Genomic DNA, 19,223 nt, shown 5'->3' with positions numbered 1-19,223 from the left:
ATGAGAACTTGCAACTTTCCGACAATAGGTGACTGTGTGGACAGCGCGTGAAGGCCCCCTTCCCTCGGCTCAGCCGAGGGAAGCGAGCGGGCGATNCTCGGCTCAGCCGAGGGAAGGGGGCCTTCACGCGCTGTCGTTGTGGCGTAGTCGGCTAAATGCGACGGGCGGTGGAGCCCCGGACGACGAGTTCGGGGGCGAACAGCAGTTCCTCGGCCGCGACCTCGCCGCCGTTTATGCGCTTGACCAGTAGTTCCACCACGGCGCGGCCCATCGCCTCGATCGGCTGGCGGGTCGTGGTCAGCGGCGGATCGGTGCAGTTCATCAGGGCCGAATCGTCGTAACCGACCACCGAGACGTCTTCGGGAACCGACAGGCCCTGCCGCCGGGCCGCGCGGATCGCGCCCAGTGCCAGGAGATCGCTCGCGCACAGGACGGCCGTCGCGCCGCGCGGGTACAGCCTGGCCGCGGCGGCGTGCCCGCCTTCGATGGAGAACATGCCGTGTTCGACGAGTTCGTCCAGGACCGGGAGCCCGAGTTTCGCCGCGTAGGCGCGGAACGCCTCGAGTTTGCGCCGCGACGGCACGTGGTCGTTCGGGCCGAGGACGAGACCGATCTTCTCGTGTCCGAGTGAGCTCAGGTGGCCGACGACCTGCTCGACGGCGACCGCGTCGTCGCACGAGATCTGCGGCAGTCCGAGGTGGTCGACGGCGGCGTTGATCAGCACCGTCGGCAGGCGGCGCTCGGCGAGATGGTGGTAGTGGGAGTGCACCGCGTCGGCCTGGGCGTAGAGCCCGCCGGCGAACACGACACCGGAAACCTGCTGTTGCAGCAGCAGTTCGACGTACTCGGCTTCGGAGACGCCGCCCGCGGTGCGGGTGCACAGCACCGGGGTGAAGCCCTGCTGGGCGAGTGCGTTGCCCATGATCTCGGCCAGCGCGGGGAAGATGGGGTTCTGAAGTTCGGGAAGGACCAGTCCGACCAGGCGGGCACGATCTCCGCGCAGCTGGGTCGGCCGTTCATAGCCCATCACGTCCAGCGCGGTGAGGACGGCGGCCCGGGTGCTGGCGGAGACCCCGGACCGGCCGTTGAGCACCCGGCTGACCGTGGCTTCACTGACCCCGACCTTGCGGGCGACTTCGGCAAGACGACGCGTCATGGTTGCAACATTACCGCAAGTGAGCGCAAAAACTAGACACTTTTGATCGGTGCGGTTGCCCGAAAGTCACGCGAGGAAGGAACGAGGGCGGCGGCCGCAGGCGCGGCGAAGCAGACGACCGCGCACGCCGCCAGCACCGGCTCCGCCCCGAACCGGTCGATCGCGGGGGCGATGAGCGCGAGCCCGGCGGGCGCCAGTCCATAGGAGAACAGGAAGTCCAAAGAGGACACCCGCGCGAGCTTCCCCGGCTCGACCTCCCGCTGGGTCGCGGTGAACCACGGGACGTTGAACAGTTCGATGCCCAGCCCGGCGACCGCGTAGGCGGCGATGACGAAGGCCGGGTGCACCGGGAACAGCAGGCTCAGTGGCGCGAAGCCATAGCAGCCGAGCCCGAGCAGCGCCGCCCAGCCCTGCCGTTTCGGTCGCCGGCGCGCGATGACGACGGCGCCCGCGAGGGCGCCGACGGTGTATGCGGTGAGCCCGGCGGCCAGGACGGCTTCGGTGTCGTAGCGGTCGCGGCTGACCAACGGCAGTACGACACCGGTGGCGGAATAGCCGGTCGCGATCACGGCGGTCAGCGCGCCGAGCCCGGCCAGGAACCACGGATGACGGCGAGCTTCGCGGAGACCGTCGGCGAACTCGCCGAAGAAGCGGATCCTGGTCGTGGCCGGGGCAGGCGCGAAAGTGCCTCGCGGCGGGATCATCGCCGCGCCCAGCCACAGCACTCCGGTCCCGATCACCAGGGCCGACGTAGAGGCGAACTGCGAGAGCAAGGCGGTGAGCCCGGGGGCTACCAGGGTCGTGACCCGGACGGCGAGCGTCATCGCGGCGTTGGCCTGCTGGCGCCGGTCTTCGGCGATCACTTCGGCGGTCAGCGCCTGGAACGCCGGGCGGCACGCGCCCTGCCCGATGCCGACGACGGCGGCCGCGACGGCCATCGCCACGACCGATCGGCCCATACCGACCGCGATCAGGGGAGTGGCGGCACCCGCGACGAAACCGGCCCAGAGCACGACCCCGCGCCGTGAGTACCGGTCGGCCAGTACGCCCGCCACCGGTACGGCCACGAGGAATCCCGCGGTCCGCGCGGCGAGCACGATGCCGAGGTCCACAGCCGAAAGCGACCGTTCCAGCACCGCGAGTCCGAGGATGAACGGCAGGGCCCAGGTCGCCAGCCCGGAGGCGGTGTTCCCGGTCCAGAGCCGGAGGAACGACAGGCTGCGGAACACCGGGGTGACGATAGCAAGGAGAGACAGCGGGCCCTTTCGCGCTCTACTCTGCCTCCCGTGCGTACGCCGACCTCGGCCCGAGGCCCGGCCAGGCGCCTCCGCGGCGGGGCCGTGGGGGTCCTGACCGGCACTTTGGCGACCGGTGCGCACGCCGGGACCAGCGGACGAGTCCCCGACCTCGGCGTGGTCGTGCTGCTCGTCGTCCTGCTGAGCTGGGTGGCGTACGCGTTCGCGGGACGCCGTCGCGGTCCGCTCGCCATCCTCGGCCTGGTGGCGGGCGGGCAACTGGCGATGCACGCCTGCCTGACCTTCCTGACCTGGCAGTCACACGCCCACCACGCCGAGGCCCCCGGCAACGGCCTGGCCATGGCGGCCGGGCACGCCGCGGCGACCCTTGTGGTGGCGATGGTGCTCGCGGGCGCCGAGCGCGTCCTGTTCGCGCTCACGGCGCTGATCGCTTCGGTCCTTCCACGCCGTCTGACACCGCGGCCTGCGACGGCGCCGCTGCGGATCCACGTCCCGCTCGTGGTGAAGTTCCCCGCGACCGAGGCGCTCCTGCGAGACGTGCTTTCCCGGCGCGGCCCGCCGGTGACGTTCGCCTGATCCCCGAAACCCTGCCGAGACCCCTGTCGCGGCAGGGCTCAGCACGCGTGCCGTGACCACACCGGCGCGCGGCGCAGGCGCACGCCTCCCCACCGACGCCTCAGGAGTCCCCCATGGCAACGCGAATCGAATCGACCACGAGCCCGCCGCGCGCGTCCGGCTGGCGCGGACTGTTCCTCCGTCTCCACTTCTACGCCGGCGTTCTCGTCGGCCCGTTCGTCCTCATCGCCGCGCTCACCGGCGTTCTGTACGCGGCGACTCCGCAGATGGAGTCCTGGATCTACGCCGATCAGCTCCGGGCACCCGTCGGGCTGAATCAGGTCTCACTGGCCGACCAGGTCAAAGCGGCACAAGCCGCGAACCCCGGCGGTGACCTGGTCGCCATCCGGCCCGCTCCGGAACCGGGCGACACCACCCGCGTGCTCTTCGCCGAGGACGGGCTCGGCGAGTCCGAACGACGCGCGATCTTCGTCGACCCCGCCACCGCGCAGGTGCGCGGGGATCTCGTCGCGTACGGCTCGAGCGGCGCCTTGCCGTTCCGGACCACGCTCGACCAGTTGCACCGCAACCTGCTTCTCGGTGAGCCAGGCCGGCTCTACAGCGAACTGGCCGCGTCCTGGCTGTGGGTGGTCGCGCTGGGCGGTCTCGTGCTGTGGGTGAGCCGCCGCCGCGCCCGCCGGAACGAGAAGAGCGAATCCGCGCGCGGGAAGTCGGTGCGCCGTCACGGATCTGTCGGCCTGTGGGTGCTGCTCGGCGCGCTGTTCCTTTCCGCGACAGGGCTGACGTGGTCGGCGTACGCGGGCGAGAACGTCTCGGCGCTGCGTGAATCCCTCGGCTGGGCCACCCCGGCGTTGAAGGTGGCCGGCGCCGGCGAGCACGCCGGCCACGCCGGGCACTCGGGTCACGGTGAAGCGCCCGCCGCGAAACCCGAGAGCGTGGACGCGATGCTCGCGTCGGCCCGTGCCGCCGGGATCGACGCGCCGTCGGTGGAGATCGGGCTGCCCGCGGAACCCGGCGCTCCGTGGCAGGTGGCGGAAATCGAGCGCGGCTGGCCGACGCAGGTCGACGCCGTCGCGGTCGACGGGACCACCGGGCAGATCCTGGGCGAGGTGCGGTTCGCCGACTACCCGCTGATGGCCAAGCTCGCCCGCTGGGGGGTCGACGCGCATATGGGCGTGCTGTTCGGCTGGCCCAACCAGCTCGTGCTGCTCCTGCTCGGCGCCGGTCTGGTCACGCTGGTCGTGCTCGGCTACCGCATGTGGTGGCGGCGTCGGCCGACCCGCGCCACCGGGCTGACCTTGGGGCGGCCCATCCCGCGCGGTCAGTGGCGCAAGGCGCCGCTCGCCTTGGTGGTGGGTCTTCTCGTCCTCGCGGCCGCGATCGGCTGGTTCGTTCCGCTGTTCGGGATCAGCCTGCTGGCGTTCCTGGTGATCGACCTGCTGCTGGGCCTGCGGTCCCGTGGCCGGTCCACACCGGACTCGACCGACGTCACCGGGTGAGTTCCGGGTCTTGGCCGTCGGTACCGAGGACGGCCGCCGTCGGGCTCCTGGCGCGAGGTGGTTCGCTGCCTCGATTGCACGTGGCGACGGTGGGCGAAGTGGCCGCTGTACTGCTGCAACCCCGCGACGACGACGCGATCGTGGGCGCGCTGCGCGCGTCGCTCGCCGACGGGCGAGGGAACGCGACGCCGTCGCTCGTGGTCGCAGGCCAAGCTGGCGGATCGGTTCCCCGCCGTCGAGCCGATCGTGGTGCACGGTGACCTGGGTTCGCTCGCCGAGGTGCCGGTGGCCCGGTTGCGGGGGACAGGACCACGTCCTGGCGCTGGATGCCCCTTGCCGCGACGCCGACCGGGCCGCCGACGTCGCGGCACTGGAAGTGTTCTGCCGCACGGGTTTCGCGCGTGTCGTGAGTGGCGATTCGGGTCAGCGTCTTGGGTACCTACTGGATTCGGCTGGGGCTGATCATGTGNAGGCTCTTCTCGTCGATCGTCACCTCCAGCCCGCAGGTGGCTTCGCAGAGCCCTTCCCTCGGCTGAACCGAGGGAAGGGGGCCTTCACGCGCAGCCACGCTGCGGGTCCAGGTTCTCCTGCGTACCGTTGTCGAGATGGTCCACGTGCACCGGACGATCACCGTCCGAACCCCCGCCCAGACCGTCGTCGGCTACCTGCGGGACTTCGCGCACGCCGAGTCGTGGGACCCCGGTACCGTGTCCTGCACCCGTATCGATACCGGCCCGATCGCCGTCGGAGCGCAATGGCACAACGTGTCCGAGTTCCGCGGCAAGAAGACCGAGCTGACCTATCGCCTCGAGCGGCTGGAGCCGGACCGGATCGTGTTCGTCGGCAGCAACAAGACCGCGACGTCCACCGACGATCTGACGATCTCCGAGGAAGATGGCGCGACGACCGTCAGCTACCACGCCACCATCGAGTTCCACGGCCTGGCCAAACTCGCGGACCCGTTTCTCAAGCGGGAGTTCGAAAGGATGGGCGACGAGTTGGTGCCGGCGATGAAGGCGACGCTCGAAGCGCTTTGACCTCGTGAGCGGCGATTCGGGTCAGCGTCTTGGGTACCTACTGACTGGGTTTGGCTGGGGCTGATCATGTGTCCGTGAAGGCCTCCTTGCCTACCCTGAAGGTAGTGAAAGAGGCCTTCACTACCTTCAGGGGCGCCGCTCTCGTCCCAGGTGCACCGGCGACCACAGCAGGCGCAGCGGCCGCGCGTGAAGCGGGCCTTCAGGTACTTCAGGCGGGCACGGGCGCCGGTACCGAGCCCACCGAACGCGTCGTGAGTGGCGATCCGGGTCAGAACCCGAATCGCCACTCACGAGTAGCGCCCGCGCGAGCACGGTGATCGCTTCAGCTGTTCTCGGGTGCCGGGCAGGTCGGTGAGGTCCAGCTTGGGCAACAGCGGGACGGCCGGAGCGATTTCGGGGTCGAACGCGTAGTCACCGGTCGCACTCCGGACTCGGCGGGAGATCCGCCACCGATTCTGGCCGCCCCGGCCTCGGGGATTCATCCGCCACGTGTCACCGAAGCGGACTCTTTCACCCGCCGAACGTGCGGCACGCCGAGGTCCTCGGTCGGGACACGGTGCGTTTCGCGCGCGGTGAGCGCGGCCGCGGCGCTGAGCAGGCAGACGGCTGCGGTGAAGACGGCGACGCCGAGCCAGTCGTCCTTCCCCGAGCCGATCGCGGCCACGACGCTGGGTGCGAACCCGGCGATGGCGAACCCGATCTGCGTTCCGATCGCCATCCCCGAAAGGCGGACCCTGGCGCTGAACATCTCGCCGTAGAACGACGGCCACACCCCGTTGACGGCGCTGTAGGCGACACCGAACAGCAGGATTCCGAGGGTGAAGATCAACGGGTACGAACCGTCCGAAATGGACCACAGGTACGGGAAGATCAGCACCGCGCAAGCGAGGCAGCCAGCGATGAACACCGGTTTACGGCCGATCCGGTCGGAAAGCCCTGCCAGGAAAGGGATCGCGAGCAGCGCGGCGACGTTGGCCAGTACGCCGACCCACAGGATCGGCCCGCGTTCCAGGCCGACCGTGTTGACCGCGTAGCTCAGCGCGTAGACGGTGAAGATCGTGCTGACGGAGGCGATGGTGGCCGCGACGACCACCCGGAGCACGTCTTTCCAGTGCGTCCGGAACAGCACGGCGACCGGCAGTTTGGCGATGTCGGACCGGTTCTGTTCGAAGACCGGGGTCTCGTCGATCTTGCGGCGGATCACGAAGCCGACCACCACCACGACGGCGCTGCACCAGAACGGGATCCGCCAGCCCCACGTGAGCAACTGCTCCTGGGGGAGCGCGGCGATCGGCAGGAACACCGCGGTGGCCAGGATCTGACCGGCTTGGGTGCCGCTGAGGGTGAAGCTCGTGTAGTAGCCGCGCCGGTGGGACGGCGCGTGTTCCAGCGACATCGAGTTGGCGCCCGCCTGCTCGCCGGCGGCCGAAAGTCCTTGCAGGAGGCGAAGTATCACCAGCAGGACCGGCGCGAGCACCCCGACGGAGTCGTACGTCGGCAGGCAGCCGACCAGGAATGTCGTGACGCCCATCAGCACCAGCGTGAACACCAGGACCTTCTTGCGGCCCAAGCGGTCGCCGACGTGCCCGAGCACGAACGCGCCGACCGGGCGGGCGAGGTAGCCGACGCCGAAGGTCGCCAGCGCGAGCAGTGTTCCGGTGGCGGGGGAGGAGGCGGGGAAGAAGACCTTGTTGAACACCAGTGCGGCGGCGGTTCCGTAGATGAAGAAGTCGTAGTACTCCAAGGCGCTGCCGATCCAGGCGGCCATTGCGGCCTTGCGGGGCATGCCTTGCGTGACAGGGGAGGGAGAGGCCACGTCGACGCTCCAGGGACGATCCAGCAATGTACGATCTAGTTAGTTAATGCAGCCTGCGAGACGGTGCCCGGGTTGTCAAGAGCCGGGATTTCAGGCCGTCAGGTACTCGATCACCAGATCGCCCAGCATCAGGCGATAGTGATCGCGGCGCGCCGGATCGAGCATGTCGCGGCCGAAGATCGCCGAGAAGGTGTGCCGGTTCGCGAGGCGGAACACGCAGAACGAGCTGATCACCATGTGCACGTCGAGTGCGTCGGCGTCGTCGCGGAACCGGCCTGCTTCGCGGCCGCGGTCGAGGATGCGGGTGAGCACGTCGAGGGCCGGGTTCGCCATGCCGGACAAGGCTTCCGAGCGCGCGATGTGCTCGCCGTGGTGGATGTTCTCGATACTCACGAGACGGATGAAGTCCGGGTTCGCCTCGTGGTGGTCGAAGGTGAGTTCGGCGAGCTGGCGGATCGCGTCCTCGGGTTCGAGGTGGTCGACGTCGAGATCCTGTTCGAGGGCGCGGATCGTCGCGTACGCCCGTTCGAGGGCGGCGACGTAGAGCTGTTCCTTGCCGCCGAAGTAGTAGTAGATCATCCGCTTGGTGGTGCTCGTGCGGGCGGCGATCTCGTCCACTCTGGCGCCGGCGTAGCCCTTGTCGGCGAACTCCCTGGTGGCCACCGCGAGGATTTCGGCGCGGGTGCGTTCCTTGTCGCGCTGACGCTCGACCTCGGACGACGGTGCGGCCACCTGACTCCCTCCGAACCGCTGGTGGAGGCCTCACTCTAGCGCAGCCCTTCTCGTGCCGGCCGGTCCGCGCTACAGTGAACTCACTAGTTCGTACATTACGGAGGATCTTGGTGACCAGCTACCTCATCGGCCTGGTCGGTACCGGTATCGGGCCGTCGCTCAGCCCGGCGCTGCACGAACGGGAAGCCGACGAGCTCGGGCTGCGCTATCTCTACCGGCGGCTCGACCTCGACGTGCTGAGGCTGCCGATCGGCGAAGTGCTGGCCGCCGCGCGGACCGCGGGCTTCGACGGTCTCAACGTCACGCATCCGGTGAAACAACAGGTGCTGCCGTATCTCGACGAGGTCGCGCCGGACGCCGCGGCACTCGGCGCGGTCAACACGGTGGTGTTCCGCGAGGGGGTCGCCACCGGGCACAACACGGACGCGACCGGTTTCGCCCGCAACCTCATCCAGGGCCTGCCGGATGCCGAGATGGACACAGTCGTCCTCCTCGGCGCGGGTGGGGCGGGCGCGGCCGTGGCCCATGCCCTGCTTTCGCTGGGGGCCGGGCGGCTGATCGTCCACGACGTCGACTCGGCGCGTGCCGGGACACTGGTCTCCGCGCTGCTGCGGCGGTTCGGTGACGACCGGGCCCTCCCCGGTTCCCTCGATGACATCCGTGTCGCCGACGGCCTCGTCCACGCCACACCGACCGGGATGGCCGCGTATCCGGGATCGCCCGTTCCCGCCGAGTCGCTGCGCCCGGGGATGTGGGTGGCCGACATCGTCTACCGGCCGCTGGAGACCACGCTGCTCAAGCAGGCGCGTGAGCGAGGATGCCGGACACTGCACGGCGGCGGGATGGTGGTGTTCCAGGCGGCGGACTCGTTCCGCCTGTTCACCGGCGCGGAGCCGGACGCAGACCGGATGCTCCGGCATTTCGAAGCGCTGGAAGGGAAACCCTCCCATGTCCGGTGACACCGCCATCGCGACCGTCTGTCTTTCCGGCACGCTCGAGGACAAGCTCGCGGCGGCCGCCGCGGCCGGCTTCCACGGCGTCGAGATCTTCGAGAACGACCTGATCGCGTCCCGGCGGACACCGTCGGAGATCCGGCGGCTCTGCGCCGACCTCGGCCTCACGATCGATCTCTACCAGCCGTTCCGCGATTTCGAGGCCGTGCCGCCGGACGTGCTCCGCGCGAACCTCCGCCGGGCGCGGCGGAAGTTCGACCTCATGGCCGAACTCGGGACGGACACCGTCCTGGTCTGCTCGTCGGTCTCGCCCGACGCCGTCGACGACGACGATCTGGCCGCCGAGCAGCTGCACGAGCTGGCTTCGCTGGCCGCGTCGCGTGGAATCCGGGTCGCTTACGAAGCGCTCGCGTGGGGCCGGTTCGTGAACACCTACGAGCACGCGTGGCGGATCGTGCGGCGGGCCGATCATCCGGTACTGGGAGTCTGCCTCGACAGTTTCCACATCCTGTCGCGCCGCAGCGATCCCCGCGCGATCCGGACGATCCCCGGGGAGAAGATCTTCTTCCTGCAACTGGCCGACGCGCCTTTGCTGGACATGGACGTGCTGCACTGGAGCAGGCATCACCGGCTCTTCCCCGGCCAGGGCGCGTTCGACCTGGCCACGTTCACAGGGCACGTCCTGGCGGCGGGGTATCGAGGGCCGCTTTCGCTGGAGGTGTTCAACGACGTCTTCCGGCAGGCGGATCCGCGGCCCGCGGCCGTCGACGCCATGCGATCGCTGGTGGCGCTGCGCGAATCCGTTGGCGCCCTTGAGGTTGCCGAGGCGCCTCGACTGGATGGACACGCTTTCGCGGAGCTCGCGGTTCCGGGCACCGTGCTCGCGGATCTCGGTTTCGCGCACGTCGGAACCCATCGCACGAAGCCAGTTCACTTGTGGCAACAGGGATCGGCTCGGCTGCTGGTGAACGAGGCCGCAGCGGAGGGCACGATCAGCGCCCTCGGCCTGACCAGCGCGGATCCGGCCGGATCGGCGCGGCGCGCGGAGGCCCTGCTCGCGCCCGTGCTACCCCGCGAGCACGGCCCGGACGAGGCGGACCTGTCCGCCGTCGCCGCGCCCGACGGAACCGAAATCTTCTTCTGTGGCAACGACGAATGGCTTCGCGACTTCGTTCCCTCCGGAGCGGCCCCGGCGGAGGTGGGGATCACCGGAATCGATCATGTCGCCCTGACCCAGCCATTCGACCACTTCGACGAGGCGACGCTGTTCTACCGGTCGGTGCTGGGCCTGCGGCCCGAGCGGGTGTCCGAATTCGCGGCGCCGTTCGGGCTCGTGCGCAGCCGCGCGGTCGGGAACCGGGATGTCCGGCTGACGTTGGACAGCGCCCTGGTGCGGCGCGGGGAGTGGGCGCCAGGAGTGCCTTCGCCGCAACACATCGCCTTCGCTTGCGATGACGCGATCGCCGTCGCGCGGACCATGCGGGAGGCGGGCGCGCCACTGCTTTCGATCCCCGGCAACTACTACGACGACCTCGACGCGCGGTTCGATCTGCCGTTTTCGGCCGCGTTGCGGGAGAATTCGGTGCTGTACGACCGGGACTCGTCCGGTGAGTTCCTGCACTTCTGTACCGAACTGGTCGGGTCACGGGTGTTCTTCGAGGTCGTGCAACGGATCGGCGGGTATCGCGGGTACGGGGTCGTGAACACGCCGGTGTACATGACCGCGCATCGGGAACGGCGGCTCAGTCTGACGCGGTGAGCCGGGTGTGGCGGCCGAGACGGATCGCCGAGACGAGGACGAACACCCCGCCGAGGACGGCGTATCCGGCCAGGTTGACCGGTGAGGCGTCCGGTTGGGCGGCCTGCAGGAGGAAGGAAGTCCCGGCGAGGGTCGAAATGGCCCCGCTGATGATCATCGCCCACCGACTGCCCGGCTTGCGGCGGCTGAGGCTTCTCGTCGCCTCGCGCTAGCTCGGCGGCTGCTGAGCAGGCGGGTTCGGCGGTGTCTGGTCCGGCTGACCTGGCTGGGCGTAACCGGGCTGTGCGGCCGGGTATCCCGGCTGAGCGGCCATCGGGTAGCCGGCCTGCGGGGCGAAGCCCTGCTGCTGCCGGGACGACCGGCCGCTTTTGACGACCGCGACAGCGACCAGCAACCAGGACAGCAGTGAGGCGGAGTCGAACACCAGGGCGACCGCCAGGTAGATCGAGCGGATGGCGTCGATGGACAGGTCGCCGGACTCGCTCCAGTCTGGCACGTTCAGCGCCACGAACTGCCACACGATGCTCATCACCGTCGTGACGAGCATGACCGCGAAGGCGGCCACCATCAGGCCGGAGACTCCCCGGGCGCGTCCTTTGACCGAGACGATCAGGCCGAGCAGGCCCACCGCGAGTTGCAACATCAGTGGGATGGTCTCGATGCTCGCGAACGCAAAGGGTGACATGTCTGCCTTCCACAGGTCTCCGCCGGAGATCGGGGGCCGGCGACGCCGCGGAGATCCTATGCGGTGAGCCGCCGTCCGCGTGGCGGGTTTCGGGAAATCACAACGCCTCGCCGCCCGGTCGCCGGCACGGTTGACCAGAGGTGTCCCGAATGTGGCTTTCGCGACATGCCCGATGGGACCGCCGGTGCGTCAGGTACGCGACGACGACCGTCAGCAGCCACCGATATTCAGAACCCGATGGGCAGTCCCGCGTAGTTCTCCGCCAGGCCCGCCCGGCCCGCCTCGCTCCGCGCCAGCCACTGCAACTGCGAAAGCTGCAACTGCCGGTCGAACGGGTCACCGGATTGGTGCAGCATCGTCGTCATCCACCACGAGAAGTGCGTACACCGCCAGACCCGGCGCAGCGCGGTGTCGGAGTAGGCGTCGGCGAGCGCGAAGTCCTTGTCTCGCACCAAAGCGGTCAGCGCGGGGGCGAGGAGGGCGACGTCGGCGACGGCGAGGTTGAGGCCCTTCGCGCCGGTGGGCGGCACGATATGGGCGGCGTCACCGGCGAGGAACAGGCGGCCGTGTCGCATGGGCTGCTGCACGAAACTGCGCATGGGCAGCACGCTCTTGTCGGTGATCGGCCCCGGCGTGAGCGTCCAGCCGTTCTGGCCGTGGCCGAGCCTGGTCGCGAGCGCTTCCCAGATCCTGTCGTCGGACCAGGCGCCGATGTCGGTGCCGTTGGGCACCTGCAGGTAGAGCCTGCTGACGCTGGCCGAGCGCATCGAATGCATGGCGAAACCGTCGGGATGCCACGCGTAGATGAGTTCGTCGGTCGAAGGGGCGACGTCGGCGAGCACGCCGAGCCACGAGTACGGGTAGGTGCGTTCCCAAGTCTGCTTCGCGGCGTCGGGGATCGCGGTGCGGCAGGGGCCGAAGGAGCCGTCGCAGCCGACGACGACGTCGGCGTCCAGCCGCTGCTGTGCGCCGTCCGCGTCGGTGAAAGTGACGTAGGGCCGCTCGGTCTCGATGTCGTGCACGGCGGTGCCGGTGACTTCGTAGTGGATCTGCTGCCCGGCAGTCGCACGCGCCTTGCCGAGGTCCTTCGTCACCTCGGTCTGGCCGTACACGGTGACGCTTCGGCCCACCAGGTCCACGAAGTCGAGGTGATGCCGTTCCTCGGGCCATTGCAGATGGATACCGCGGTGCTCGTCGCCTTCGCGATCGAGCCGGTCGCCGAGTCCTGTCTCACGAAGGAGGTCCACTGTGGACTGTTCGAGGATGCCCGCCCGGATCCGCCCTTCGACGTACTCGCGCGAGCGGGTCTCCACGATCACCGACTCGACCCCTGCGAGATCGAGCAGATGCGACAGGAGCAGTCCGGCCGGGCCGGCGCCGACGATGGCGACTGGGGTACGCATGACCGGAGTCTGATCGCGCGGCCGCGGAACCGCTAGCGGTCGCTTCCACTCAGTGAAACTCGCAGGCTCCGGCCGATTCCGGCGGCCGCGACCTGGAGTGCGGAGATCAGCCGGGCCCGGCCGCGGCTCAGATCCGGGACGACCAGGCCGAGCGCCGCGACGACGTCGCCACCCGACGGCCGGATCGGGACGGCGACCGAGCACGCGCCCCGGCTCATCTCCTCGACGGTCTGCGCGTAGCCCTCTCGCCGGACCCGCCGCAACTGCTCGCGCAGGCGGCCTGGCTGCGTGATGGTGTACGGCGTGACGCGGGTCAGCGAAGCGAGCACTTGCCGTTGAACGTCCTCCGGTGCCCAGGCCAGCAGGACCTTCCCGATCCCGGTGGCGTGCAGCGGCAGCCGTCCGCCGATCCGGCTGACCACCGGCACGGACGCGTTCCCGGAGAGCCGGTCGAGGTAAAGCACCTGGTCGCCGTCACGTTCGCCGAGGTGGACGGTGGCGCCGGTCGCGCCGTAGAGATCCTGGAGGAAGGGGGCGGCGACCTGCCGCAGTCCGAACTGGACGGGCGCGAGCAGCCCGAGGTCCCATAGCCGTCTCCCGACCGCGTACCGGTCCTCGCGCCGCTCCAGCGCGCCCAGCCCGACGAGTTCGCGGGCGAGCCGGTGGGCGGTGGGCAGCGGCAGGCCGGCCCGCTGCGAGAGTTCGGTCAGCGACAGCTCACGATGGTCGACGTCGAAGGCGCCGAGCAGCGCGAACGCCCGCGACGTGACACTGGCGCCGGGGGTCGACAGGTTCCCGGGCATGCGCCCATTCTCTCACTGAGTGGAAGTCAAGACGAGCCCGAGCCACAGCCCGCCGACGGCGAGCACGATGGACGCCGGGACCGTGAGCAGCCCGAGCCTGGTGAACTCGCCCAGCTCGGCGCGGGTGTCGTGCCGGTGCAGGATCCGCCGCCACAACAGCGTCGCCAGCGAACCGACGTAGGTCAGGTTCGGCCCGAGGTTGACCCCGATCAGCACGGCCAGCACCACCGGTGTCCCGCCGGCGGTGGCGAGCGGCAGCAGCACGAGCACGGCGGGCAGGTTGTTGATCAGGTTGGCGAGGACGGCCGCCACCGCGGCCGCGCCGAGCAGGGCGGGGAACGAGGTGGAAGACGGCACCAGGTGGCTGAGCGCCTCGTCCAGTCCGTTGTCGACGACGGCGCGGACCACGATCGCCAGCGCGAGCACGAAAGCGACGAAGGGGATGCTCGCCGATCGCACGATCGCGGCGGGCGACGTCCTTCGCTGCGCGAGGGCACGGCAGGCCAGGACGGCGGCACCGGCGAACGCGGCCCACGCGGGGCTGACGTCCAGCAGGGACGCGACCACGAACCCGGCCAGCGTCAGGACGAGCACGACGAGGACGAACGCCGGGACTTTCCCGGCCGGGACCGCTTTTCCCCCTCGTGGCCGGGCCGCCAGGTCGGCGGCGAAGAACCGGCGGAACACCACGTATTCGGTGAGCACGGCCGCGAGCCAGGGCAAGGTCATCAGCGCGGTGAACCGCAGGAACGAGATCCCGGTCGCGGCGACGGCGAGCAGGTTGGTCAGATTGGACACCGGCAGCAGCAACGAGGCCGAGTTCGCCAGATGCGTACAGGCGTAGGCGTGCGGTTTGGCCCGCGCGCCCATCCGCGCGGCGGTGGCGAACACGACCGGGGTCAGCAGGACGACGGTGGCGTCCAGGCTGAGCACCACGGTGACCGCCGCGGCGACGACGAACACCGCCGGCAGCAGCCGTTGTGGCCGTCCCCGGCTGAACCGCGCCATGAGTGTCCCGGCCGCCTGGAACAGTCCTTCGTCGTCGCACAATTTGGCCAGGACGAGCACCGCGGCGAGGAAGGCGACGACCGGGGCGAGCCTGGTCACTTCGTCGAGGGCGTCGGGGAACGAGATCGCCCCGGCCGCCAGGACGATCCCGGCGGCGGGGACGGCCGCGACCGCCTCCGGGAGTCCGCGTGGCCGGATCACCGCGAAGGCCAGGACGACCAGCAAGAGCGCGATGGACACCATCTCGCCGGGAAAGCCTGTCAGTGCGAACCTCCTCCGGGTGAAGCCGACTCCGGCAATCTAGGCTGGGCCTGGTGCGAGAGACGAACTGGGCGGGAAATCAGAGCTTCACCGCGGAACGGATCCTCCGCCCGCGCACCGTCGATCAGATCCAGGACGTCGTGGCCGGAGCGGCCGCGGTCAGGGCTCTCGGCAGCGGGCACTGTTTCAACGACATCGCGGACTGTCCGGGTGGCGTCCTGCTCGATTTGTCCGCGCTCGACGGCGACGCCGTCCTCGATGCGGACTCGGCGACGGTCACGGTGCCCGCGGCGGCCCGCTACGGCGACATCGCCGTCCAGGTCCACGCTGCCGGGTTCGCGCTGGCAAACCTCGCTTCGCTGCCTCACTGCACGGTGGCGGGCACCGTCGCGACGGCGACGCACGGTTCCGGGCGGCGTAACCAGAGCCTGGCGTCGGCGGTGTCCGGTTTGGAGCTGGTGACCGCCGATGGCGGGCTGAAGACCTTCTCCCGGCACGACGGCGTGGTCGTCGGCCTCGGCGCGCTGGGTGTGGTGACCCGGCTGACTCTCGACCTGGTGCCGTCCTTCGACCTCCGCCAGGACGTCTTCGACGGCCTGCCCTGGGAATCGGTGTACGAGCACTTCGACGAGATCCAGGACGCCGGTTACAGCGTCAGCCTGTTCACGAACTGGGCCCGTGACGAGGTCGACCAGGTCTGGGTCAAAGGACCGGGGCGACCGGGCGCGGACTTCTTCGGCGCGACGGCGGCGGACGGGCCACGGCATCCGGCACACGCGGCGGGCATCCCGGCGGACAACTGCACGCGTCAGCTCGGCGTCACCGGGCCGTGGCATGAACGGATCCCGCATTTCCGCCTGGACTTCACGCCCAGCGTCGGGAACGAACTCCAGACCGAGTACTTCGTGCCCGTCCGGCACGCCGTCGCGGCAATGGAGGCGATGCGCGGACTCGGGCACCGGCTGGCGCCCGTCCTGCTCACCTCAGAGATCCGCACGGTCGCGGGGGACGACCTGTGGCTCAGCCCGTTCCACGGTGGAGACCGGCTGGCGCTGCACTTCACGTGGCTGCCGGACGAGAAGGCGGTCCGCGAGCTGCTGCCCGTGATGGAGGAGCGGCTGGCACCGTTCGACGTCCGGCCGCACTGGGGAAAGCTCTTCCACCGCGCGGCGGATTACCCGAAGCTGGCCGATTTCCGGGCGCTCGCCGGCGAACTGGACCCGGACGGCAAGTTCCGGAATCCGTTCGTCCGGCGGTACGTGTTCGGGGAGCACTAGTCCGACTGCGACCAAGCCGCGACGGGCAGTGAGAGGTACACGCCGACGTCGTCGATCCCGGTCGCGGATTCGATGCTCGTGCGCAGCAGGTCCACCCGCTCCTGGCGGTTGTCCGCCCGGCTCGGGAACCACTTCGACCTGACCTCCACCAGGAGGTCGAGTCCGAAGCGGTCGAACGGTCCCGGTACGCGGAAACGCAGTTCGACGTCGCCCGGCTGGAGGTCGCCGTCGTAGGGTTCCTCGGGGCACTCCACCGCGACGGACACGAGATGCGGCAGAACCGAGCCGAGCTCGCGCAGTTTGGCTTCGGGAAGATGGGGCGCGTAGGTGATTTCCACGAGAGGCACGGCACAAGCCTAGGACAGGCGAAACTGCTATCGTGGCGGCAGTTGCTTGCTCGCGCGGGAAGATCCCCGGCTGCTGCACTGGAGCCGCACGTTTCTCCCGAGGAGCCTTCATGTCTCTTCCCCTCGCCCGTCGTATGGACGGTGTCACCAGTTCTCCCGTGCGCGACCTGCTCGCCCTCACCGCCCGCCCGGGCGTGATCTCGTTCGCCGGTGGCATGCCCGCGCCGGAACTGTTCGATGCGGACGGCCTCCGCGCCGCCTTCGACCGGGCACTCGCCGACAGGTCCGCGTTACAGTATTCGCCCACCGAAGGCAATGCTCGGCTGCGCGAGCTGCTCGCGCGACGGCTGTCCGGTCGCGGGCTCACGACCACTGTGGACGATCTGCTGATCACCACGGGTTCACAGCAGGGCCTGCAACTGCTGAGCACCGCGTTGCTCGACCCCGGCGCCACCGTGCTGGTGGAAGAACCGGTGTACCTGTCGGCGCTGCAATGCTTCCAGCTCGCCGAGGCACGTGTCGTGCCCGTTCCCGGCGACGCGGACGGGATCGATCCGGCCGCGCTGGACGAGATCGCGGCCAGGGAACGGCCGGCGCTGCTGTACCTCGTCCCGACGTTCTCGAATCCCTCCGGGCGCACGATCGGTCCGGAGCGACGCCGCGCGCTCGCGGAAGTGATCGCGCGTCACGGGTTCTGGCTCGTCGAGGACGATCCGTACCACGAGCTGCGCTATCGCGGCGAACGCGAGCAACCGCTGTCGGCCCGCCCCGAGCTCGCCGGGCGCACGATCTATCTCGGCACGTTTTCGAAGGTGATCGCGCCCGGGGTGCGGCTGGGCTGGTTCCGGGCGCCGAGGGAACTGCTGCGCCGCGTCACGATCCTCAAACAGGCGACGGATCTGCACAGCTCGACCGTCGACCAAGCGGCCGCGGCCGAGTATCTGGCCGTCGCGGATCTCGACGCGCACGTGCGGAAGCTGTGCGCGACGTACCGCGTGCGCCGTGACGCGATGCTGGCCGAACTGCCCGCGATCACCCCTCCCGGGACGACATGGACCGACCCGGACGGCGGGATGTTCGTCTGGGTCACCCTTCCCGGCGGCGCGGACACGGACCGGCTGCTTCCCGAGGCGCTGCGGCGTGACGTCGCTTTCGTGCCCGGCTCGGCGTTCCAGGTGGGGGAGCCGGAGCGCTCGGCGTTGCGGCTGTCGTTCGCCACCCACGCGCCGGAGACGATCGCCGAGGGATTGCGGCGGCTGGGCAAAGCCCTGTCGTAGTGAGGTCTCGAGCCGCTGCCGCGCTCCTCGGGGTAGTGAAGGCCTCCTTGCCCACTCTGAAGGTCAGGGTCCCGGCGAAGTCGTGTTCACGCTGCCCAAGTGGGTGGCGGAGGGCTCGTCACGGTGGCCTGACACTTCTCGACTGTCCGCAGGGGACGCTTTCGGGGCGACCATGTCGATTCGGGCGTTTTGCGAAGGGGTCGTGAGCGATAAGGAGGGCTGGAACCGTCCTCATCACTCACGGCCCCGGTCAAAGCCGTACAGATAGGCATCAAACGGACATTCACCTGCCCCTCTGGTGTCCTTTGTGGACATCGTCCGTTCAGGGCCTCTGTCATCCGTTCGGGAGGTCCAGTTCGAATCACCAAGAACGGCACCGGNCCTGCGAGGCGGCGAGGAACTTCGCGTGCAGCTCCGGGTCCTGCGCGATGACGTCGGGCTCGACGAACGCGGCGTCGCGCTCCGGCACGTAGCGCTGCGAGAGCTGCGAGTAGGAGAAGTGGCGGTGGCGGATCAGCTCGTGCCGGACCAACGCGCCACGGTCGCTTCGCCTCTAAAGAAGTTGCCGCGCCCATTCGGTGATCGAGATCGCCGCGAACGGCTTGGTGAAACGCTAGTCGGCCTGCGGGTCCCAGGTCAGCAACCGGACCTTGCTGACGGTCTGGACATGCCGCCGCATCGCGTTCGCGGCCGCCTTCGGGTCGCCGTTCCGGATGGCCTCGGCGATGTTGTGATGCTGGCTCAGTGAGCGCCACGGCCTGCCGGGTTGCCGCAAAGACTCGTTGCGGCTTTCCGCGATCTGCGTGTCGATCGAACGCATGAACTCGGCGAGGAGGGCGTTGTTCGCGGCGGCGGTGATCGCTTCGTGGAACCGGCGATCGCCTTCGGCGCCGTGCCCGCCGTCCTCGATTTCGGTCTTCATGTACTCCAGTGCCGCGTCGATGGCGGCGAGGTCCGCGTCGGATCGTCGAGACGCGGCGAGTTCCGCGAGCTTGGTCTCCATCGCCTCGCGGGCTTCGAGTACTTCCGGAAGCCGCTTGCGGCGGGCGACGAGTTCGTCGACCGGTTCGACGTCGAGGTGATCGTTCCGCAGGTAGGTGCCCCCGCCGTGCCGGGATTCGAGCAGGCCCTGCACCTCGAGTACGACGATCGCCTGCTTGATCGACGCGCGGCTGACCCCGAGCCGCTCGGCGAGGTCGCGTTCGCTGGGGAGTTTGCCGCCCGCGCGCAGGCCGGACTCCTCGACGTGCGCCTTGATCCGCTCGACGACCTGCTCGTAGAGCTTCGCCCGGTTCAACCGGCTCAACGCCTCCGGCACTCGGTGCCCTCCCTTGGCTGGACAAGTGGCTCAGCCAATTTACCACTCATGGGTTGACAG

At 69.5% G+C, this 19,223-nt stretch carries 20 protein-coding genes and 1 pseudogene; 8 read left to right on the top strand and 13 right to left on the bottom strand.

Annotated elements, in window-relative coordinates; translation table 11 throughout:
• Nucleotides 1-151 precede the first annotated feature (151 nt).
• Together LCL61_RS27180 and LCL61_RS27175 are read right to left on the bottom strand one after the other, a co-directional pair.
• On the bottom strand, nt 152-1,156 hold the full coding sequence (locus LCL61_RS27180) for a LacI family DNA-binding transcriptional regulator (protein WP_340682345.1): 1,005 nt from the start codon (nt 1,154-1,156) through the stop codon (nt 152-154).
• Between the two features lie 32 nt (nt 1,157-1,188).
• Nucleotides 1,189-2,385 carry an MFS transporter gene (locus tag LCL61_RS27175; protein ID WP_340682344.1) on the bottom strand — a complete coding sequence of 399 codons (1,197 nt, stop codon included), beginning with the start codon at nt 2,383-2,385 and terminating at the stop codon, nt 1,189-1,191.
• A gap of 57 nt (nt 2,386-2,442) precedes the next feature.
• Between LCL61_RS27175 and LCL61_RS27170 the strand changes: the two genes are divergently transcribed.
• The 4 genes from LCL61_RS27170 (at nt 2,443) to LCL61_RS27155 (ending at nt 5,524) form a co-directional block, all read left to right on the top strand.
• Nucleotides 2,443-2,988 (top strand): hypothetical protein, encoded by a 546-nt coding sequence (locus LCL61_RS27170; RefSeq protein ID WP_340682343.1) that lies wholly within the window; start codon nt 2,443-2,445, stop codon nt 2,986-2,988.
• Nucleotides 2,989-3,101: 113 nt separating this feature from the next.
• A complete protein-coding gene (locus LCL61_RS27165) occupies nt 3,102-4,487 on the top strand; it encodes a PepSY-associated TM helix domain-containing protein (RefSeq protein ID WP_340682342.1) in 1,386 nt (461 codons plus the stop codon).
• A 98-nt stretch (nt 4,488-4,585) separates the two neighbouring features.
• Complete coding sequence (locus LCL61_RS27160) at nt 4,586-4,747, top strand: hypothetical protein (RefSeq protein ID WP_340682341.1); 162 nt, start codon at nt 4,586-4,588, stop codon at nt 4,745-4,747.
• Between the two features lie 345 nt (nt 4,748-5,092).
• The gene (locus tag LCL61_RS27155) at nt 5,093-5,524 is read left to right on the top strand and encodes an SRPBCC family protein (protein WP_340682340.1); all 432 of its coding nucleotides are present in this window, start codon (nt 5,093-5,095) and stop codon (nt 5,522-5,524) included.
• Nucleotides 5,525-5,811: 287 nt separating this feature from the next.
• On the opposite strand, the gene LCL61_RS27150 is transcribed toward LCL61_RS27155, so the two are convergent.
• The 3 genes from LCL61_RS27150 to LCL61_RS27140 form a co-directional block, all read right to left on the bottom strand.
• Nucleotides 5,812-6,006 (bottom strand): hypothetical protein, encoded by a 195-nt coding sequence (locus LCL61_RS27150; RefSeq protein ID WP_340682339.1) that lies wholly within the window; start codon nt 6,004-6,006, stop codon nt 5,812-5,814.
• A complete protein-coding gene (locus LCL61_RS27145) occupies nt 6,003-7,310 on the bottom strand; it encodes an MFS transporter (RefSeq protein WP_340682338.1) in 1,308 nt (435 codons plus the stop codon). Before LCL61_RS27145 ends, LCL61_RS27150 begins: the two co-directional genes overlap by 4 nt.
• Nucleotides 7,311-7,430: 120 nt before the next feature.
• Nucleotides 7,431-8,072 (bottom strand): TetR/AcrR family transcriptional regulator, encoded by a 642-nt coding sequence (locus LCL61_RS27140; RefSeq protein WP_340682337.1) that lies wholly within the window; start codon nt 8,070-8,072, stop codon nt 7,431-7,433.
• Between the two features lie 110 nt (nt 8,073-8,182).
• Here LCL61_RS27140 and LCL61_RS27135 point away from each other — a divergent pair, with 110 nt between their 5' ends.
• Both LCL61_RS27135 and LCL61_RS27130 read left to right on the top strand, forming a co-directional pair.
• Complete coding sequence (locus LCL61_RS27135; protein WP_340682336.1) at nt 8,183-9,031, top strand: shikimate dehydrogenase; 849 nt, start codon at nt 8,183-8,185, stop codon at nt 9,029-9,031.
• The gene (locus LCL61_RS27130; protein WP_340682335.1) at nt 9,021-10,784 is read left to right on the top strand and encodes a bifunctional sugar phosphate isomerase/epimerase/4-hydroxyphenylpyruvate dioxygenase family protein; all 1,764 of its coding nucleotides are present in this window, start codon (nt 9,021-9,023) and stop codon (nt 10,782-10,784) included. Before LCL61_RS27135 ends, LCL61_RS27130 begins: the two co-directional genes overlap by 11 nt.
• Here the strand turns inward: LCL61_RS27130 and LCL61_RS27125 are convergent.
• The 5 genes from LCL61_RS27125 to LCL61_RS27105 form a co-directional block, all read right to left on the bottom strand.
• The gene (locus LCL61_RS27125) at nt 10,768-10,941 is read right to left on the bottom strand and encodes a hypothetical protein (protein ID WP_340682334.1); all 174 of its coding nucleotides are present in this window, start codon (nt 10,939-10,941) and stop codon (nt 10,768-10,770) included. The genes LCL61_RS27130 and LCL61_RS27125 overlap by 17 nt on opposite strands.
• Nucleotides 10,942-10,992: 51 nt before the next feature.
• Entirely contained in the window at nt 10,993-11,469 is a 477-nt protein-coding gene (locus LCL61_RS27120) for a hypothetical protein (protein ID WP_340682333.1), read from the bottom strand.
• Between the two features lie 227 nt (nt 11,470-11,696).
• Complete coding sequence (locus LCL61_RS27115) at nt 11,697-12,872, bottom strand: 4-hydroxybenzoate 3-monooxygenase (RefSeq protein WP_340682332.1); 1,176 nt, start codon at nt 12,870-12,872, stop codon at nt 11,697-11,699.
• 32 nt (nt 12,873-12,904) lie between these two features.
• A complete protein-coding gene (locus LCL61_RS27110; RefSeq protein WP_340682331.1) occupies nt 12,905-13,675 on the bottom strand; it encodes an IclR family transcriptional regulator in 771 nt (256 codons plus the stop codon).
• Between the two features lie 12 nt (nt 13,676-13,687).
• The gene (locus LCL61_RS27105; RefSeq protein ID WP_340682330.1) at nt 13,688-14,926 is read right to left on the bottom strand and encodes an ArsB/NhaD family transporter; all 1,239 of its coding nucleotides are present in this window, start codon (nt 14,924-14,926) and stop codon (nt 13,688-13,690) included.
• 71 nt (nt 14,927-14,997) lie between these two features.
• Between LCL61_RS27105 and LCL61_RS27100 the strand changes: the two genes are divergently transcribed.
• On the top strand, nt 14,998-16,221 hold the full coding sequence (locus LCL61_RS27100) for an FAD-binding protein (protein WP_340682329.1): 1,224 nt from the start codon (nt 14,998-15,000) through the stop codon (nt 16,219-16,221).
• Here LCL61_RS27100 and LCL61_RS27095 read toward each other — a convergent pair.
• Nucleotides 16,218-16,568 (bottom strand): hypothetical protein, encoded by a 351-nt coding sequence (locus tag LCL61_RS27095; protein ID WP_340682328.1) that lies wholly within the window; start codon nt 16,566-16,568, stop codon nt 16,218-16,220. The genes LCL61_RS27100 and LCL61_RS27095 overlap by 4 nt on opposite strands.
• A 110-nt stretch (nt 16,569-16,678) precedes the next feature.
• On the opposite strand from LCL61_RS27095, the gene LCL61_RS27090 reads away from it, so the two are divergent.
• Nucleotides 16,679-17,845: a PLP-dependent aminotransferase family protein gene (locus LCL61_RS27090; RefSeq protein ID WP_340682327.1), complete on the top strand. Its 1,167-nt coding sequence runs from the start codon at nt 16,679-16,681 to the stop codon at nt 17,843-17,845.
• A gap of 382 nt (nt 17,846-18,227) precedes the next feature.
• Here the strand turns inward: LCL61_RS27090 and LCL61_RS27085 are convergent.
• Together LCL61_RS27085 and LCL61_RS27080 are read right to left on the bottom strand one after the other, a co-directional pair.
• A pseudogene (locus LCL61_RS27085) lies at nt 18,228-18,368 on the bottom strand (FAD-dependent thymidylate synthase); the annotation flags it as partial.
• A 90-nt stretch (nt 18,369-18,458) separates the two neighbouring features.
• The gene (locus tag LCL61_RS27080) at nt 18,459-19,163 is read right to left on the bottom strand and encodes a FadR/GntR family transcriptional regulator (protein WP_340682326.1); all 705 of its coding nucleotides are present in this window, start codon (nt 19,161-19,163) and stop codon (nt 18,459-18,461) included.
• Nucleotides 19,164-19,223: the final 60 nt, after the last annotated feature.

It is taken from the genome of Amycolatopsis coloradensis (assembly GCF_037997115.1).
GTDB classification, from domain to species: Bacteria; Actinomycetota; Actinomycetes; order Mycobacteriales; family Pseudonocardiaceae; genus Amycolatopsis; species Amycolatopsis coloradensis_A.
Note: the sequence above shows the minus strand (reverse complement) of the source record. Positions and strands in the feature narration are given on the sequence as shown.

What these genes read in the sequence shown, in the direction of transcription:
- LCL61_RS27180 (WP_340682345.1), bottom strand. Translation starts at nt 1,156, where the DNA reads ATGACGCGTCGTCTTGCCGAAGTCGCCCGCAAGGTCGGGGTCAGTGAA.
- LCL61_RS27165 (WP_340682342.1), top strand. Translation starts at nt 3,102, where the DNA reads ATGGCAACGCGAATCGAATCGACCACGAGCCCGCCGCGCGCGTCCGGC.
- LCL61_RS27155 (WP_340682340.1), top strand. Translation starts at nt 5,093, where the DNA reads ATGGTCCACGTGCACCGGACGATCACCGTCCGAACCCCCGCCCAGACC.
- LCL61_RS27150 (WP_340682339.1), bottom strand. Translation starts at nt 6,006, where the DNA reads ATGAATCCCCGAGGCCGGGGCGGCCAGAATCGGTGGCGGATCTCCCGC.
- LCL61_RS27145 (WP_340682338.1), bottom strand. Translation starts at nt 7,310, where the DNA reads ATGCCCCGCAAGGCCGCAATGGCCGCCTGGATCGGCAGCGCCTTGGAG.
- LCL61_RS27130 (WP_340682335.1), top strand. Translation starts at nt 9,021, where the DNA reads ATGTCCGGTGACACCGCCATCGCGACCGTCTGTCTTTCCGGCACGCTC.
- LCL61_RS27125 (WP_340682334.1), bottom strand. Translation starts at nt 10,941, where the DNA reads ATGATCATCAGCGGGGCCATTTCGACCCTCGCCGGGACTTCCTTCCTC.
- LCL61_RS27120 (WP_340682333.1), bottom strand. Translation starts at nt 11,469, where the DNA reads ATGTCACCCTTTGCGTTCGCGAGCATCGAGACCATCCCACTGATGTTG.
- LCL61_RS27115 (WP_340682332.1), bottom strand. Translation starts at nt 12,872, where the DNA reads ATGCGTACCCCAGTCGCCATCGTCGGCGCCGGCCCGGCCGGACTGCTC.
- LCL61_RS27110 (WP_340682331.1), bottom strand. Translation starts at nt 13,675, where the DNA reads ATGCCCGGGAACCTGTCGACCCCCGGCGCCAGTGTCACGTCGCGGGCG.
- LCL61_RS27105 (WP_340682330.1), bottom strand. Translation starts at nt 14,926, where the DNA reads ATGGTGTCCATCGCGCTCTTGCTGGTCGTCCTGGCCTTCGCGGTGATC.
- LCL61_RS27090 (WP_340682327.1), top strand. Translation starts at nt 16,679, where the DNA reads ATGTCTCTTCCCCTCGCCCGTCGTATGGACGGTGTCACCAGTTCTCCC.